This window comes from Candidatus Enterococcus avicola, from assembly GCF_047470845.1.
GTDB classification, from domain to species: domain Bacteria; phylum Bacillota; class Bacilli; order Lactobacillales; family Enterococcaceae; genus Enterococcus_D; species Enterococcus_D casseliflavus.
Window position 1 is genome coordinate 288,083 of record NZ_JBLGTY010000001.1, and the last position, 12,574, is coordinate 300,656.

14 protein-coding genes are annotated in these 12,574 nt (G+C 42.9%); 9 read left to right on the forward strand and 5 right to left on the reverse strand.

The window, feature by feature from the left end:
* Positions 1-42: 42 nt before the first annotated feature.
* The 3 genes from gpmA to rpiA all read right to left on the reverse strand — a co-directional run bounded on the left by gpmA (position 43) and on the right by rpiA (position 2,329).
* Positions 43-729, reverse strand: coding sequence for a 2,3-diphosphoglycerate-dependent phosphoglycerate mutase (gene gpmA / locus ACI3E5_RS01340; protein WP_005226871.1), 687 nt, complete (start codon positions 727-729; stop codon positions 43-45).
* Between the two features lie 192 nt (positions 730-921).
* Positions 922-1,503: a recombinase family protein gene (locus ACI3E5_RS01345; RefSeq protein WP_086293744.1), complete on the reverse strand. Its 582-nt coding sequence runs from the start codon at positions 1,501-1,503 to the stop codon at positions 922-924.
* Between the two features lie 151 nt (positions 1,504-1,654).
* On the reverse strand, positions 1,655-2,329 hold the full coding sequence (gene rpiA / locus ACI3E5_RS01350) for a ribose-5-phosphate isomerase RpiA (protein WP_086293745.1): 675 nt from the start codon (positions 2,327-2,329) through the stop codon (positions 1,655-1,657).
* A gap of 303 nt (positions 2,330-2,632) precedes the next feature.
* Between rpiA and rpsL the strand changes: the two genes are divergently transcribed.
* The 4 genes from rpsL to tuf all read left to right on the forward strand — a co-directional run bounded on the left by rpsL (position 2,633) and on the right by tuf (position 7,088).
* Positions 2,633-3,046 (forward strand): 30S ribosomal protein S12, encoded by a 414-nt coding sequence (rpsL, locus tag ACI3E5_RS01355; RefSeq protein ID WP_003127956.1) that lies wholly within the window; start codon positions 2,633-2,635, stop codon positions 3,044-3,046.
* A 70-nt stretch (positions 3,047-3,116) separates the two neighbouring features.
* Positions 3,117-3,587, forward strand: a complete 471-nt coding sequence (gene rpsG / locus ACI3E5_RS01360) for a 30S ribosomal protein S7 (protein ID WP_003127957.1) — start codon at positions 3,117-3,119, stop codon at positions 3,585-3,587.
* A gap of 80 nt (positions 3,588-3,667) precedes the next feature.
* The gene (gene fusA / locus ACI3E5_RS01365; protein WP_077453910.1) at positions 3,668-5,752 is read left to right on the forward strand and encodes an elongation factor G; all 2,085 of its coding nucleotides are present in this window, start codon (positions 3,668-3,670) and stop codon (positions 5,750-5,752) included.
* Positions 5,753-5,900: 148 nt separating this feature from the next.
* Positions 5,901-7,088 carry an elongation factor Tu gene (gene tuf / locus ACI3E5_RS01370; RefSeq protein WP_005226902.1) on the forward strand — a complete coding sequence of 396 codons (1,188 nt, stop codon included), beginning with the start codon at positions 5,901-5,903 and terminating at the stop codon, positions 7,086-7,088.
* Between the two features lie 130 nt (positions 7,089-7,218).
* Here tuf and ACI3E5_RS01375 read toward each other — a convergent pair whose 3' ends face one another.
* Positions 7,219-7,944, reverse strand: a complete 726-nt coding sequence (locus ACI3E5_RS01375) for a nitroreductase family protein (RefSeq protein ID WP_086293747.1) — start codon at positions 7,942-7,944, stop codon at positions 7,219-7,221.
* A complete protein-coding gene (locus ACI3E5_RS01380) occupies positions 7,928-9,373 on the reverse strand; it encodes an aminotransferase-like domain-containing protein (RefSeq protein WP_270273001.1) in 1,446 nt (481 codons plus the stop codon). Before ACI3E5_RS01380 ends, ACI3E5_RS01375 begins: the two co-directional genes overlap by 17 nt.
* 107 nt (positions 9,374-9,480) lie before the next feature.
* Between ACI3E5_RS01380 and thiD the strand changes: the two genes are divergently transcribed.
* The 5 genes from thiD to ACI3E5_RS01405 all read left to right on the forward strand — a co-directional run bounded on the left by thiD (position 9,481) and on the right by ACI3E5_RS01405 (position 12,545).
* Positions 9,481-10,311 carry a bifunctional hydroxymethylpyrimidine kinase/phosphomethylpyrimidine kinase gene (thiD, locus tag ACI3E5_RS01385; RefSeq protein ID WP_252704777.1) on the forward strand — a complete coding sequence of 277 codons (831 nt, stop codon included), beginning with the start codon at positions 9,481-9,483 and terminating at the stop codon, positions 10,309-10,311.
* A 327-nt stretch (positions 10,312-10,638) separates the two neighbouring features.
* Positions 10,639-10,947, forward strand: a complete 309-nt coding sequence (gene rpsJ, locus ACI3E5_RS01390; protein ID WP_003127966.1) for a 30S ribosomal protein S10 — start codon at positions 10,639-10,641, stop codon at positions 10,945-10,947.
* 22 nt (positions 10,948-10,969) lie between these two features.
* Positions 10,970-11,599 (forward strand): 50S ribosomal protein L3, encoded by a 630-nt coding sequence (gene rplC / locus ACI3E5_RS01395; protein WP_003127967.1) that lies wholly within the window; start codon positions 10,970-10,972, stop codon positions 11,597-11,599.
* Between the two features lie 29 nt (positions 11,600-11,628).
* A complete protein-coding gene (rplD, locus tag ACI3E5_RS01400) occupies positions 11,629-12,252 on the forward strand; it encodes a 50S ribosomal protein L4 (RefSeq protein ID WP_005226910.1) in 624 nt (207 codons plus the stop codon).
* Positions 12,252-12,545 carry a 50S ribosomal protein L23 gene (locus tag ACI3E5_RS01405; RefSeq protein WP_005226911.1) on the forward strand — a complete coding sequence of 98 codons (294 nt, stop codon included), beginning with the start codon at positions 12,252-12,254 and terminating at the stop codon, positions 12,543-12,545. The genes rplD and ACI3E5_RS01405 overlap by 1 nt, the downstream gene beginning before the upstream one ends.
* Positions 12,546-12,574: the final 29 nt, after the last annotated feature.

Below are 12,574 nucleotides of genomic sequence, written 5' to 3' on the forward strand. Positions count from 1 at the left end.
AAAAACTGCCCTTTTTTAAAAAAGGGCAGCGATAAGCGAGGCTTATAAGTAGTATTTTTTCGCAACAGTCAAATCATCGTTCAATTCATAAACAAGTGGTTGACCAGTTGGGATCTCAAGATCCATGATATCTTCGTCTGAAATACCTTCGATATGTTTTGCTAATGCACGTAGAGAGTTTCCGTGAGCCGCAACTAAGACAGTTTTGTCGTCTTTTAATGCTGGGGCGATTTCATCTTGCCAGAAAGGCAATGCACGTTCTAAAGTAACTTTTAAGTTTTCTCCACCAGGTACGTCGCGAGGGTCAAGCATTGCATAACGACGGTCGTTTGCAGCAGAACCTTCATCTGAAGCTTCCATCAATGGAGGTAAAACATCGTAAGAACGACGCCAGATGTGTACTTGTTCGTCACCGTATTTTTCAGCAGTTTCTTTTTTATTTAAACCTTGTAATTTACCGTAATGACGTTCGTTTAAGCGCCATGATTTGATCGTTGGTACCCAAAGTTGATCAGAATATTCTAAAATGTAATTACAAGTTTTGATGGCACGAGTTAAAACAGATGTGTAAGCAACGTCAAATTCGATGCCTGCTTCTTTGATTTTACGTCCGCCTTCGATTGCTTCTTCGACACCTTCTGGCGCTAGATCAACATCAGCCCAACCGGTAAACTGGTTTAATTTGTTCCATTCGCTTAGTCCATGACGAGAAAATACTAATTTTGGCATGTAAAACTCTCCTTTAGATATTCGATATTTTTCTGAAATTTTCAATTCCGTATTTATTGTACACTCTTTCTCAAAGAATTTCCATGGTTTTGGAGGAAAAGCTGGGGAAAACGCCATTCTTAAGGAAAAACAAATGAGGATCTTTAAAAAACGGACCGCTTTTGTTTTATGCTGTTCTAGGAGAGTCGACAACTATGAACGTAACTTGCGCCATTCTTCTTCGGATAATTTTATGTATTTGTAGCAGGTACCTACAGAAACACCGCATTTCTCAGAAATATATTGAATCGTTTCTTTTTTCTCGTAGTACAAATGACGGATTTTCTTGATCGTCTTCGGATCGATCTTCGGACGACCGCCAATTTTGCCTTTTTTGCGGGCTTTGTTTAAGCCGACTAGCGTGCGCTCTTTGATGAGTGAGCGTTCCATGTTCGCAAGTCCTTCCATCAAATTGAAGTAAACCTGCCCCATCGGACCGCGGGTATCGATTTGTTCTGCAAGTGAAACCAGATGAAGTTCTCGCTGTTTTAATAGATCAGTGAGATCGGTCAGTTGTCTGGTCGTTTTCCCTAAACGATGTAGTTCCGTAACGACTAAGGTGTCACCGGGGTGCATTTGTGCTACCACTGACTCCAATGAATGATTTTCTTCACTTTCTTCCACGCTATACGTTTCGTGGAAATATTTATTACAACCGAATTCCTCAAGTTTGTTTATTTGTTCACTTGTTGAGTTATCGGTAATCGTTGAACGAGCATAGCCTATGATTTTCATAAACCCTCCTACCTTTCCCTTTTTATTGAATGTATCATAATTATTTCTTAAATGATAGGGTAATTTGCACAAAAAATAATAAAATTTAAGCGAATTGAAGAAAAGTAACGAAAAAAAGAGAAGCGCTATCGCTCCTCTTTTTTGGTTTCCATTATCTAACGTGCTTAGTACTCGGTCCTTCAGGTAATCCGACAATGATCGTATGAACCATATCCAAAAACAAACCATGTTCAACCACGCCCACTGTAGCGTCTAATTCCTGTGCCAACTCAGTAGGAGCGGTGATCGTTTCCAGATGAAGATCAATGATGTAATTGCTGCAATCGGTTTTTAACGGTTCGCCTTCTTCATTCAGACGTAGTTTTGGATGGTAGTTTTTCTTCTCGAACAGACGCAGCAGCTGTTGGCTGCCATAAGGGATCACTTCCACTGGCAACGGGAAGGCACCAAGTGTTTCGACCATTTTCGATTCATCAACGATCCACAAGACTTTTTCGGAGTTAGACGCCACGATTTTTTCAAATAAAAGGGCTGCACCGCCGCCTTTGATGCCATGATAATCCTTGCTGATCTCATCTGCACCGTCGATCGTTAGATCCACAGCATCCACTTCATCGATGGTGCGAATCGGGATACCTAATCCTTCTGCTTGTTTTTTCGATGCCCAAGAAGTTGGGACACCAGTGATCGATAGACCTTCTTCTTTTACCCGTCGACCCAGTTCTTCAATCATGTAGTAGGCTGTTGAGCCAGTACCCAAGCCAACCACCATGCCATCTTTTACATAACTAGCCGCTTCAATGCCGACCATTTCTTTTAGGTTCATTTTCTTCCCGCCTTTTTTTAATAGATGCTTTGTCTCTATTATATAGGAAGAAGCGTAAAATTTGCGGATTTTTTGTAACAGATTTCTTTTGAAAAAAGCTTAGGAGGATACTTGACAGGTAAGAATAAGCATGATATTCTATCAAAGGTGCTTTATCTACAGGTCTCTCGTTGGAGACGTGCTGACTGTCTATCAAAGCATAGTTGATATGAATGCAGAGAGTGCATTATTTTTTATCGCAAAAAAAGAACCACCTGGATGTGTGGGACTATAAAGCGAATCAAGGAAGGAGGACAACTAGGGATGCCTACAATTAATCAATTAGTACGTAAACCTCGTAAATCCAAGGTTGAAAAATCAAATTCACCAGCATTGAACAAAGGATATAACAGTTTCAAGAAAGCTCAAACGAATGTTAACTCACCTCAAAAGCGTGGGGTAGCTACTCGTGTGGGAACTATGACACCGAAAAAACCGAACTCAGCTCTACGTAAATATGCGCGTGTTCGTTTGTCAAACTTGATTGAAGTGACAGCTTATATTCCAGGTATCGGGCACAACTTACAAGAACACAGCGTGGTCTTGTTACGTGGTGGACGTGTAAAAGACTTACCAGGGGTACGTTACCATATCGTTCGTGGTGCATTGGATACTGCCGGTGTTAACGATCGTAAACAATCTCGTTCTAAATATGGTACAAAACGTCCTAAAGCTTAATCTTTAAGACAAACAGATCAAATGAATCTTATTTAAATCAGAACTGATATCTCGGAAGGAGGAGTTACGGATGCCTCGTAAAGGTCCTGTTGCAAAACGTGATGTTTTACCAGATCCTATTTATAACTCAAAATTAGTAACTCGTTTGATCAACCGTGTAATGGTTGATGGTAAACGCGGTGTTGCTGCAAATATTATCTACAATGCTTTTGGCATTATCAAAGAATCTACAGGAAATGATCCATTGGAAGTTTTCGAACAAGCAATGAAAAACATTATGCCTGTCTTGGAAGTTAAAGCTCGCCGTGTCGGTGGTTCTAACTACCAAGTACCAGTAGAAGTACGTCCTGAACGTCGTACAACTCTAGGTCTTCGTTGGGTGGTAAACTACGCTCGTTTGCGTGGCGAACACACAATGGAAGAACGTCTTGCAAAAGAAATCATGGATGCAGCAAACAACACTGGTGCTTCTGTGAAAAAACGCGAAGACACACACAAAATGGCGGAAGCCAACCGCGCATTTGCTCACTATCGTTGGTAAGATCCTCACTGCTTTTTATTGGAAGGTACTGAGACAACCTTAGCTTAAGTTAAGTAAGAATGAGAGGGGAACAACCTAGAATGGCAAGAGAATTTTCGCTAGAAAAAACTCGTAATATCGGGATCATGGCCCACGTTGACGCTGGTAAAACAACGACAACTGAACGTATCCTTTATTACACAGGTAAAATCCATAAAATTGGTGAAACACATGAAGGTGCTTCTCAAATGGACTGGATGGAACAAGAACAAGAACGTGGGATCACAATCACTTCTGCTGCGACAACTGCGCAATGGAAAGAAAACCGCGTAAATATCATCGACACACCAGGACACGTGGACTTCACAATCGAAGTGCAACGTTCATTGCGTGTACTTGATGGTGCTGTAACTGTATTGGACTCACAATCAGGTGTAGAACCTCAAACAGAAACAGTTTGGCGTCAAGCGACAGACTACCGCGTACCACGTATCGTATTCTGTAACAAAATGGACAAAATTGGTGCAGACTTCTTATACTCTGTATCAACTTTACATGATCGTTTACAAGCAAATGCTCACCCAATCCAATTACCAATTGGTGCGGAAGATGACTTTACTGGTATTATCGACTTAGTAAAAATGAAAGCTGAAATCTACACAAATGACTTAGGAACTGAAATCCAAGAGACTGAAATTCCTGAAGAATACGTAGAATTAGCTGAAGAATGGCGCGAAAAATTAATCGAAGCTGTTGCGGATACTGACGAAGAACTAATGATGAAATTCTTGGACGGTGAAGAAATCACTGAAGAAGAATTGAAAGCTGGTATTCGTCAAGCAACATTGACTGTTGACTTTTTCCCTGTTCTTTGCGGATCTGCCTTTAAAAACAAAGGGGTTCAATTGATGTTGGATGCAGTCATCGACTACTTGCCTTCACCACTTGATGTTCCTGCGATCAAAGGGGTAAATCCTAAAACAGACGAAGAAACTGATCGTCCGGCTGACGATGAAGCACCATTTGCTTCATTAGCATTTAAAGTAATGACTGACCCATTCGTAGGTCGTTTGACATTCTTCCGTGTGTATTCAGGTATCTTGAACTCTGGATCATACGTATTGAATGCTTCAAAAGGCAAACGCGAACGTATCGGTCGTATCCTACAAATGCACGCCAACACACGTGCTGAAATCCAAACAGTATACTCAGGCGATATCGCCGCTGCTGTTGGTTTGAAAGACACAACAACTGGGGATACACTATGTGATGAAAAAGCACCAGTAATCCTTGAATCAATCGAATTCCCAGAACCAGTTATCGAAGTCGCTGTTGAGCCTAAATCAAAAGCTGACCAAGATAAAATGGGGGTTGCTTTACAAAAACTTGCTGAAGAAGATCCATCATTCCGTGTGGAAACAAACGCTGAAACAGGCGAAACTGTTATCGCTGGTATGGGAGAACTTCACTTGGACGTCTTAGTTGACCGTATGCGTCGCGAATTTAAAGTTGAAGCAAACGTAGGTGCGCCTCAAGTTTCTTATCGTGAAACATTCCGTGCAGCAACACAAGCGGAAGGTAAATTTGTACGTCAGTCTGGTGGTAAAGGTCAATACGGTCACGTATGGGTCGAATTTACACCAAACGAAGAAGGTAAAGGCTTCGAATTCGAAAACGCGATTGTCGGTGGTGTGGTTCCTCGTGAATACATCCCAGCAGTTGAAAAAGGACTTGAAGACTCAATGGCGAACGGTGTCTTAGCCGGTTACCCATTAGTAGACATCAAAGCAAAACTTTATGATGGTTCATACCATGATGTCGATTCAAGTGAAACTGCCTTCCGTGTTGCAGCTTCTATGGCTTTACGTGCTGCAGCGAAGAAAGCAAACCCAGTAATTCTTGAACCAATGATGAAAGTAGTTATCACTGTACCAGAAGATTACTTAGGTGATGTTATGGGTCACGTAACTGCTCGTCGTGGACGCGTAGAAGGAATGGAAGCACACGGTAACTCACAAATCGTGAACGCAATCGTGCCATTAGCTGAAATGTTCGGTTACGCAACAACACTTCGTTCATCAACACAAGGTCGCGGTACGTTCATGATGACATTTGATCACTATGAAGATGTACCTAAATCTGTTCAAGAAGAAATCATCAAGAAAAACGGCGGCAAAGCTGAATAATTGATGGAAGTATAGGAAATTAAGTAAAAAGCTATATTTTTTTCTGAGTTTCGTGTACAATATTATCGATGATAAGGGATGGGGAGCTGCGGCTCCCTACCTATCAAATATAAAAAATAAACTGCATTTTTAGGAGGAACATTTTAAAATGGCAAAAGAAAAATTTGACCGTTCTAAACCCCACGTAAACATTGGTACGATCGGACACGTTGACCATGGTAAAACTACACTTACAGCTGCTATCACAACTGTATTATCTAAAAAAGGTTTGGCTCAAGCTTCAGCTTACGACCAAATCGATGGCGCTCCAGAAGAACGCGAACGCGGAATCACTATCTCAACTGCTCACGTTGAGTACGAAACTGAAGCACGTCACTATGCTCACGTTGACTGCCCAGGACACGCGGACTACGTTAAAAACATGATCACTGGTGCTGCTCAAATGGACGGCGCGATCTTAGTAGTATCTGCTGCTGATGGTCCTATGCCTCAAACACGTGAACACATCTTGTTATCACGTAACGTTGGTGTACCATACATCGTTGTTTTCTTAAACAAAATGGATATGGTTGATGACGAAGAATTACTAGAATTAGTTGAAATGGAAGTTCGTGACTTATTGTCAGAATATGACTTCCCAGGCGACGATGTTCCTGTAATCGCTGGTTCTGCTTTGAAAGCTCTTGAAGGCGATGCTTCATACGAAGAAAAAATCATGGAATTAATGGCTGCAGTTGACGAATACGTTCCAACTCCAGAACGTGACACTGACAAACCATTCATGATGCCAGTCGAAGACGTATTCTCAATCACTGGACGTGGTACTGTTGCTACAGGCCGTGTTGAACGTGGACAAGTTCGCGTTGGTGACGAAGTTGAAATCGTTGGTATTGCTGAAGAAACTGCTAAAACAACTGTAACTGGTGTTGAAATGTTCCGTAAATTGTTAGACTATGCTGAAGCAGGGGATAACATTGGTGCATTGCTACGTGGGGTTGCTCGTGAAGACATCCAACGTGGACAAGTATTGGCTAAAGCTGGTACAATCACACCTCATACAAAATTTAAAGCTGAAGTTTACGTTTTAACAAAAGAAGAAGGTGGACGTCATACACCATTCTTCACTAACTACCGTCCTCAGTTCTACTTCCGTACAACTGACGTAACTGGTGTTGTTGAATTACCAGAAGGAACTGAAATGGTTATGCCTGGTGATAACGTAACAATCGACGTTGAATTGATCCACCCAATCGCTATCGAAGACGGAACTCGTTTCTCAATTCGTGAAGGCGGACGTACTGTTGGTTCAGGCGTTGTAACTTCAATCCAAGCTTAATTTGATTGATCGAAGAGCAAAAGCGTACGCGCTTTTGCTCTTTTTTTTCGACTCTTGTAGAAAAAAAGCCGCGCTCTCTAGCGTTGATGAATCCGTTACGGTTCATCGAAGCTAAAGAGAGCGGTGCTTTTTATTTTATTAGTTTTTGCTTCTTCAAGAAGGCGTCAAATCCTTGGTCAGGGCGATTGCTGTAAAAACCAGCAAATTTTTCTGACCATGGTTTGGTCTCACGGGCTTCTCCAAAAGCAGTCATCGTTTGATCGTAGGCTTCGATCGCATCATAAGAATAGTCCTGGTAGTGGTTGTAATGAATGACCGCTTCTTCTGGCAAGCGAGGTTTGACCTTCATTTCTACGATTGGTTTACCGATGCTCAAGCCAGCCACAGGATAGACGTATTCCGGTAAGTGCAGCAATTCAGCGATTTTGGCGCTGTCTTTGCGGACACTGCCAGAAATGACGGTGCCTAAGCCCAGTGATTCAGCAGCGATCGCACCAGATTGCAAAGCGATGCTGGCATCAGTTGTGGCGATCAATAATGGCTGATAGCCCTCATCGATTGGATAGGGCGTCTGTTTTTCGTCAGCAACTTTTTTGGTTCGATTTAAATCAGCTAAAAATAGCAGAAAGAGTGAACTTGCTGCGATATGAGGATTGCCAGGATTCCATTCGACCATTTGTTGGCGGATCTGCGGGTCGTCGATCACTAAGATCGAATAGGCTTGCCCGTTCATCCAGCTAGGTGCTTGACGAGCCGCAGTCAAAATCGCGGTTACTTGCTCTTGGCTCAAGCGGTAGTCAGGGTCAAATTGTCGGTAAGTGCGGTGATTATGCAAAAGCTCAATGGTTTCGTTCATAGGTTTGCTCCTTTAACTGTTGGGTGATTTTTGTGAATCGTTCTTGAAATAGCGGTAAATCATCTTTGGCTAAGCGGGTATAGTTCAAACGCAAGCCATTCGTATCGTTACTGAAAAGAAAAGCAGGTGCTACTAAGCAATCGTTCGCCAAAAAGAGCGACCAATCTTTGCGAGTCAATGTGCGGTGACGCCAAGTCAACCACAGGTAAAGACCGCCTTTCGTCGGCTGCCATTGCCAATCCTCCTGAAATGCCAGCAAGAGTTGATGTAGGTCTTGCTGGCGCTGGGCCATTTCTGTAAGCAGTGTCCGCTGCTGCTGGTGGTAATCAGAGGAGCGTAGGGCGATATTGGCAAGGACTTGCGGGAAGATCGTGGTATCAATTGCCATCCGTTTTTTCGCTTGGGCAAATTGGTCGGCTAACGCTTCTGGCACCAAAAGCCAGCCGATTTTGATTGATGACCCAAGTAATTTTGAAAGCGAGCCTAAATAAATGACGGTTTCAGGAGCCATGGATTTTAGCTTGGGCGGTACTTCCTCAAAAGCCAACTCGCTAAAAACATCATCCTCAATGATCGGTACTTGGTAGGTCTGGCAAAGGCGGATGATCGCTTGGCGCCGATGCTCACTCATAGTATGGCCCGTTGGGTTTTGGAAGGTGGGGTTCAGATAGACGAATTTGATCTTCTTTTCCTTCAGCACTTTCTCCAACGCGGCGGGTCGCATCCCTTCGCTATCTTGTTTGATCCCAATCAACTGGACATTCATCGTGGAAAACAAGGGGAGAGAGAACAAGAAAGAAGGATCCTCTGTCGCGATACAGTCCCCCGCTTGCAGCAGCACTTGCATTAGTAACGTAATTCCTTGCGTCGAACCGGCAGTAATTACTAGTTTTTGACCGCTAGTGGGCAAATTGAAGGAATCCGCAAGGTGCTGCAATAAGATTTCTTGCAGAGGCTCGTAACCAGTTGGCAAAATTTTGGTGCTTTCTTTGCGAATCTCTTCCCATGTAAAGGCAGGAAACGTGAAGTCGGGGATCAGATCGGCAGGTAGATCACCTGTATACAGATCCAGCACATCTTTTTCAGCACGCAAATGTTGGATTTGTTGAAGGTAAGGGTCTTGCTGCAAGTAAGGGCTGCTTAAAGACGAGCGTAAATAAGAAAGTGGGGTTTGACGGTTCCCCCAGCGGCCTTCTAATACTCGAGAACCACTGCCTTGTTTTCGTTCGATCCATCCTAAGCTCTTCAATTCATCTAACGCTTTGACGACGGTGGAACGATTGACGTCAAAAGTCTGAGCCAAGCTGCGCTCTGGTGGTAAACGATCCCCAGGCCCATAGGTTCCTGCTTGGATCTCTTCAATAAAATGGGTCACGATCTGCTGGTAAATCGGTTGTTTCTTTTGTTTGTCAATACTTGATGAAGCCATCCTGCACCACCTTTTTCAATTGGATGGTTTAAAAATAAGCCAAATGGCTCTTTTCGTCAAGGGGAAGATTGACTATACTTAGCAAAAAGCACAAGGAGATGAAGAAGATGGAAAAAGTCCTATCAATTGCCGGGTCCGATTCAACCGGTGGTGCCGGTATCGAAGCAGATTTAAAAACGTTTCAGGAGTATGGTGTCTTTGGTTTTGCCACGATCGCTTCGATCGTCACGATGGATCCACAAGCGGGTTGGAGCCATGAAGTAACAGCAATGGAACCAGCGCTTGTCGAAAAACAATTGATCTCCGCCTTTGCAGGTGATCCGATGGATGCCCTTAAAACGGGGATGTTAGGCAATGAAGACAATATTGTACAGGCAGCGAAGATGATTCAACAGCAGCAAGTCAAAAATGTGGTGATCGATCCCGTCATTGCTTGTAAAGGGACTGCAGAAATCTTACAGCCGAAAAGTGTTGATGCCATCATCACGCATTTGTTGCCTTTAGCAGATGTTGTCACCCCTAATTTAGTAGAAGCGGGGATTCTTTCAGGTTTGGGTGATTTGACGAGTGTGGAAGCCATGAAGCAAGCTGCTGAAAAAATCTATAAATTAGGTGCTAAATACGTCGTGATCAAAGGCGGTCATCGATTGCCAGGAGCAAAAGCCATCGACCTTGTTTATGATGGAGAATCCTTCCTCCTGTTGGAAAGTGAAAAAATCGCTACTGATTTCAATCATGGGGCAGGCTGCACCTTTTCAGCGGCAATCGCTGCCGGTCTTGCAAAAGGCAAACCCGTCGAGGAAAGTGTTCGCTTAGCGAAAGCCTTTGTCACAGCGGCGATCAAAGAAGGAGTGGTCATCAATCCTTATGTGGGCCATGTGTGGCATGGTGCCTATACCCACGCCCAAAGCCGTATGAATGAGGAAGCGCCGCAATAGCAGGTTTTCTTCTATATAAATAGGAAATGAAGAAGCGGTCAACGCTTCTTTTTTTGTGTTACGAAACCAAAAGAAAATTTTCTGAAAGAAATGCAAAAGAATCCCGGTTTTCCCATAAAAAAAGCTTGCAATCAATGTTTATCCGTAATATAATCATAAAGGTGCTGTTTACGTAAATACGTAAGTCACACTGGCAGCAAAGAAATTTTCTGCCGGCTACGAAACGAGAGGTTGCGACACGCCCGGACGCTTTGCCATGGACGAGCGTGACGGAAAATTTTCGTGGAGCTATGTCTACTTTTCAAAATAGGCGAGGGAGGGAAAACAATGGCAAAACAAAAAATTCGTATCCGTTTAAAAGCGTATGAACATCGTATTTTAGATCAATCAGCGGATAAAATCGTAGAAACTGCAAAGAGAACTGGAGCTGGCGTATCTGGTCCAATTCCATTACCAACTGAACGCAGCTTGTACACGATCATCCGTGCGACGCACAAATACAAAGATTCACGCGAACAATTCGAAATGCGTACACACAAACGTCTAATCGACATTGTGAATCCAACACCAAAAACTGTTGATGCTTTAATGAAGCTAGACTTGCCAAGCGGTGTTAATATCGAAATCAAACTATAATAATTAAGATGGAGGTGTAATCATGACCAAAGGAATCTTAGGGAAAAAAGTGGGAATGACTCAAATCTTCACTGAATCTGGCGAATTGATTCCAGTAACTGTAGTAGAAGCTACACCAAACGTAGTGCTACAAGTGAAAACAATCGAAAATGACGGCTACGAAGCAATTCAAGTCGGCTACCAAGATATGCGTGAAGTTTTGTCTAACAAACCTGCGAAAGGTCATGTTGCAAAAGCAAACACGGCTCCTAAGCGCTTCATTCGCGAATTCAAGAATGTAGAGCTAGAGGGCTTAGAAGTAGGATCAGAAATCAAAGTTGATATTTTTGAAGCAGGAGACATCATCGATGTAACCGGCACTTCGAAAGGTAAAGGATTCCAAGGCGTTATCAAACGTCACGGACAAAGCCGCGGACCAATGGCTCACGGTTCTCGTTACCACCGTCGTCCTGGATCAATGGGTCCAGTTGCACCTAACCGTGTATTCAAAAACAAACGTCTTGCTGGACGTATGGGCGGAAATCGCATCACGATCCAAAACTTGGAAATCGTACGCGTAGACGCAGAACGCAACGTTATCTTGATCAAAGGTAATGTACCTGGCGCGAAAAAATCATTGATTACAATCAAATCAGCTGTGAAAGCTAAATAAGTAGATAGGAAGAAAGGAGGAACTAAGGAATGCCGAATGTAGCATTATTCAAACAAGATGGAAGCCAAAATGGCGAAATTACATTGAACGAAGAAATCTTCGGAATCGAACCAAATGAATCAGTTGTCTATGATGCAATCATCATGCAACGCGCTTCATTAAGACAAGGAACACACGCTGTGAAAAACCGCAGTGCCGTTCGTGGCGGTGGCCGTAAACCATGGCGCCAAAAAGGAACTGGACGTGCCCGTCAAGGTTCAATCCGTTCACCACAATGGCGTGGAGGTGGCGTAGTCTTCGGACCAACACCACGTTCATACAGCTACAAACTTCCTAAAAAAGTTCGTCGCTTAGCAATGAAATCTGTATTGTCAGAAAAAGTTGCTTCAAATAACTTGGTAGCAGTAGAAGGATTAAGCTTTGATGCTCCAAAAACAAAAGAATTCAAACAAGTTTTAGCTAACTTGACAATTGACTCTAAAGTATTGGTAGTTTTAGAATCTGAAAACGACTTTGCCGCTTTATCTGCGCGCAACTTGCCAAAAGTTTCTGTAGTTACTGCTGATAACATTAGTGTTTTAGACATCGTTTCTAACGACAAAATGTTAGTGACACAAACTGCTCTTACTCAGATCGAGGAGGTGCTTGCATAATGAACTTACTAGACGTTATTAAACGCCCAGTGATCACTGAAAAATCAATGCTTGCCATGGATGACAAGAAATACACTTTTGAAGTGGACACAAAAGCTAACAAAACTTTAGTAAAACAAGCTGTAGAAGCTGCCTTTGACGGAGTGAAAGTGGCAAACGTGAACATCATCAACGTTCGTCCGAAATTCAAACGCATGGGTAAATATGCAGGATATACAAAAAAACGTCGCAAAGCTGTTGTGACTTTAACTGAAGATTCTAAAGAAATCCAAATTTTCGAAGCTGCTGAATAAGCAACTCACGCATAAACTTTACATGGGAG

Excerpts from the sequence above, each read along its gene's own strand:
- ACI3E5_RS01405 (WP_005226911.1), top strand. The coding sequence starts at position 12,252 with ATGAACTTACTAGACGTTATTAAACGCCCAGTGATCACTGAAAAATCA.
- rpsG (WP_003127957.1), top strand. The coding sequence starts at position 3,117 with ATGCCTCGTAAAGGTCCTGTTGCAAAACGTGATGTTTTACCAGATCCT.
- ACI3E5_RS01345 (WP_086293744.1), bottom strand. The coding sequence starts at position 1,503 with ATGAAAATCATAGGCTATGCTCGTTCAACGATTACCGATAACTCAACA.
- thiD (WP_252704777.1), top strand. The coding sequence starts at position 9,481 with ATGGAAAAAGTCCTATCAATTGCCGGGTCCGATTCAACCGGTGGTGCC.
- gpmA (WP_005226871.1), bottom strand. The coding sequence starts at position 729 with ATGCCAAAATTAGTATTTTCTCGTCATGGACTAAGCGAATGGAACAAA.
- ACI3E5_RS01375 (WP_086293747.1), bottom strand. The coding sequence starts at position 7,944 with ATGAACGAAACCATTGAGCTTTTGCATAATCACCGCACTTACCGACAA.
- rpiA (WP_086293745.1), bottom strand. The coding sequence starts at position 2,329 with ATGAACCTAAAAGAAATGGTCGGCATTGAAGCGGCTAGTTATGTAAAA.
- rpsL (WP_003127956.1), top strand. The coding sequence starts at position 2,633 with ATGCCTACAATTAATCAATTAGTACGTAAACCTCGTAAATCCAAGGTT.
- tuf (WP_005226902.1), top strand. The coding sequence starts at position 5,901 with ATGGCAAAAGAAAAATTTGACCGTTCTAAACCCCACGTAAACATTGGT.
- fusA (WP_077453910.1), top strand. The coding sequence starts at position 3,668 with ATGGCAAGAGAATTTTCGCTAGAAAAAACTCGTAATATCGGGATCATG.
- ACI3E5_RS01380 (WP_270273001.1), bottom strand. The coding sequence starts at position 9,373 with ATGGCTTCATCAAGTATTGACAAACAAAAGAAACAACCGATTTACCAG.
- rpsJ (WP_003127966.1), top strand. The coding sequence starts at position 10,639 with ATGGCAAAACAAAAAATTCGTATCCGTTTAAAAGCGTATGAACATCGT.
- rplD (WP_005226910.1), top strand. The coding sequence starts at position 11,629 with ATGCCGAATGTAGCATTATTCAAACAAGATGGAAGCCAAAATGGCGAA.
- rplC (WP_003127967.1), top strand. The coding sequence starts at position 10,970 with ATGACCAAAGGAATCTTAGGGAAAAAAGTGGGAATGACTCAAATCTTC.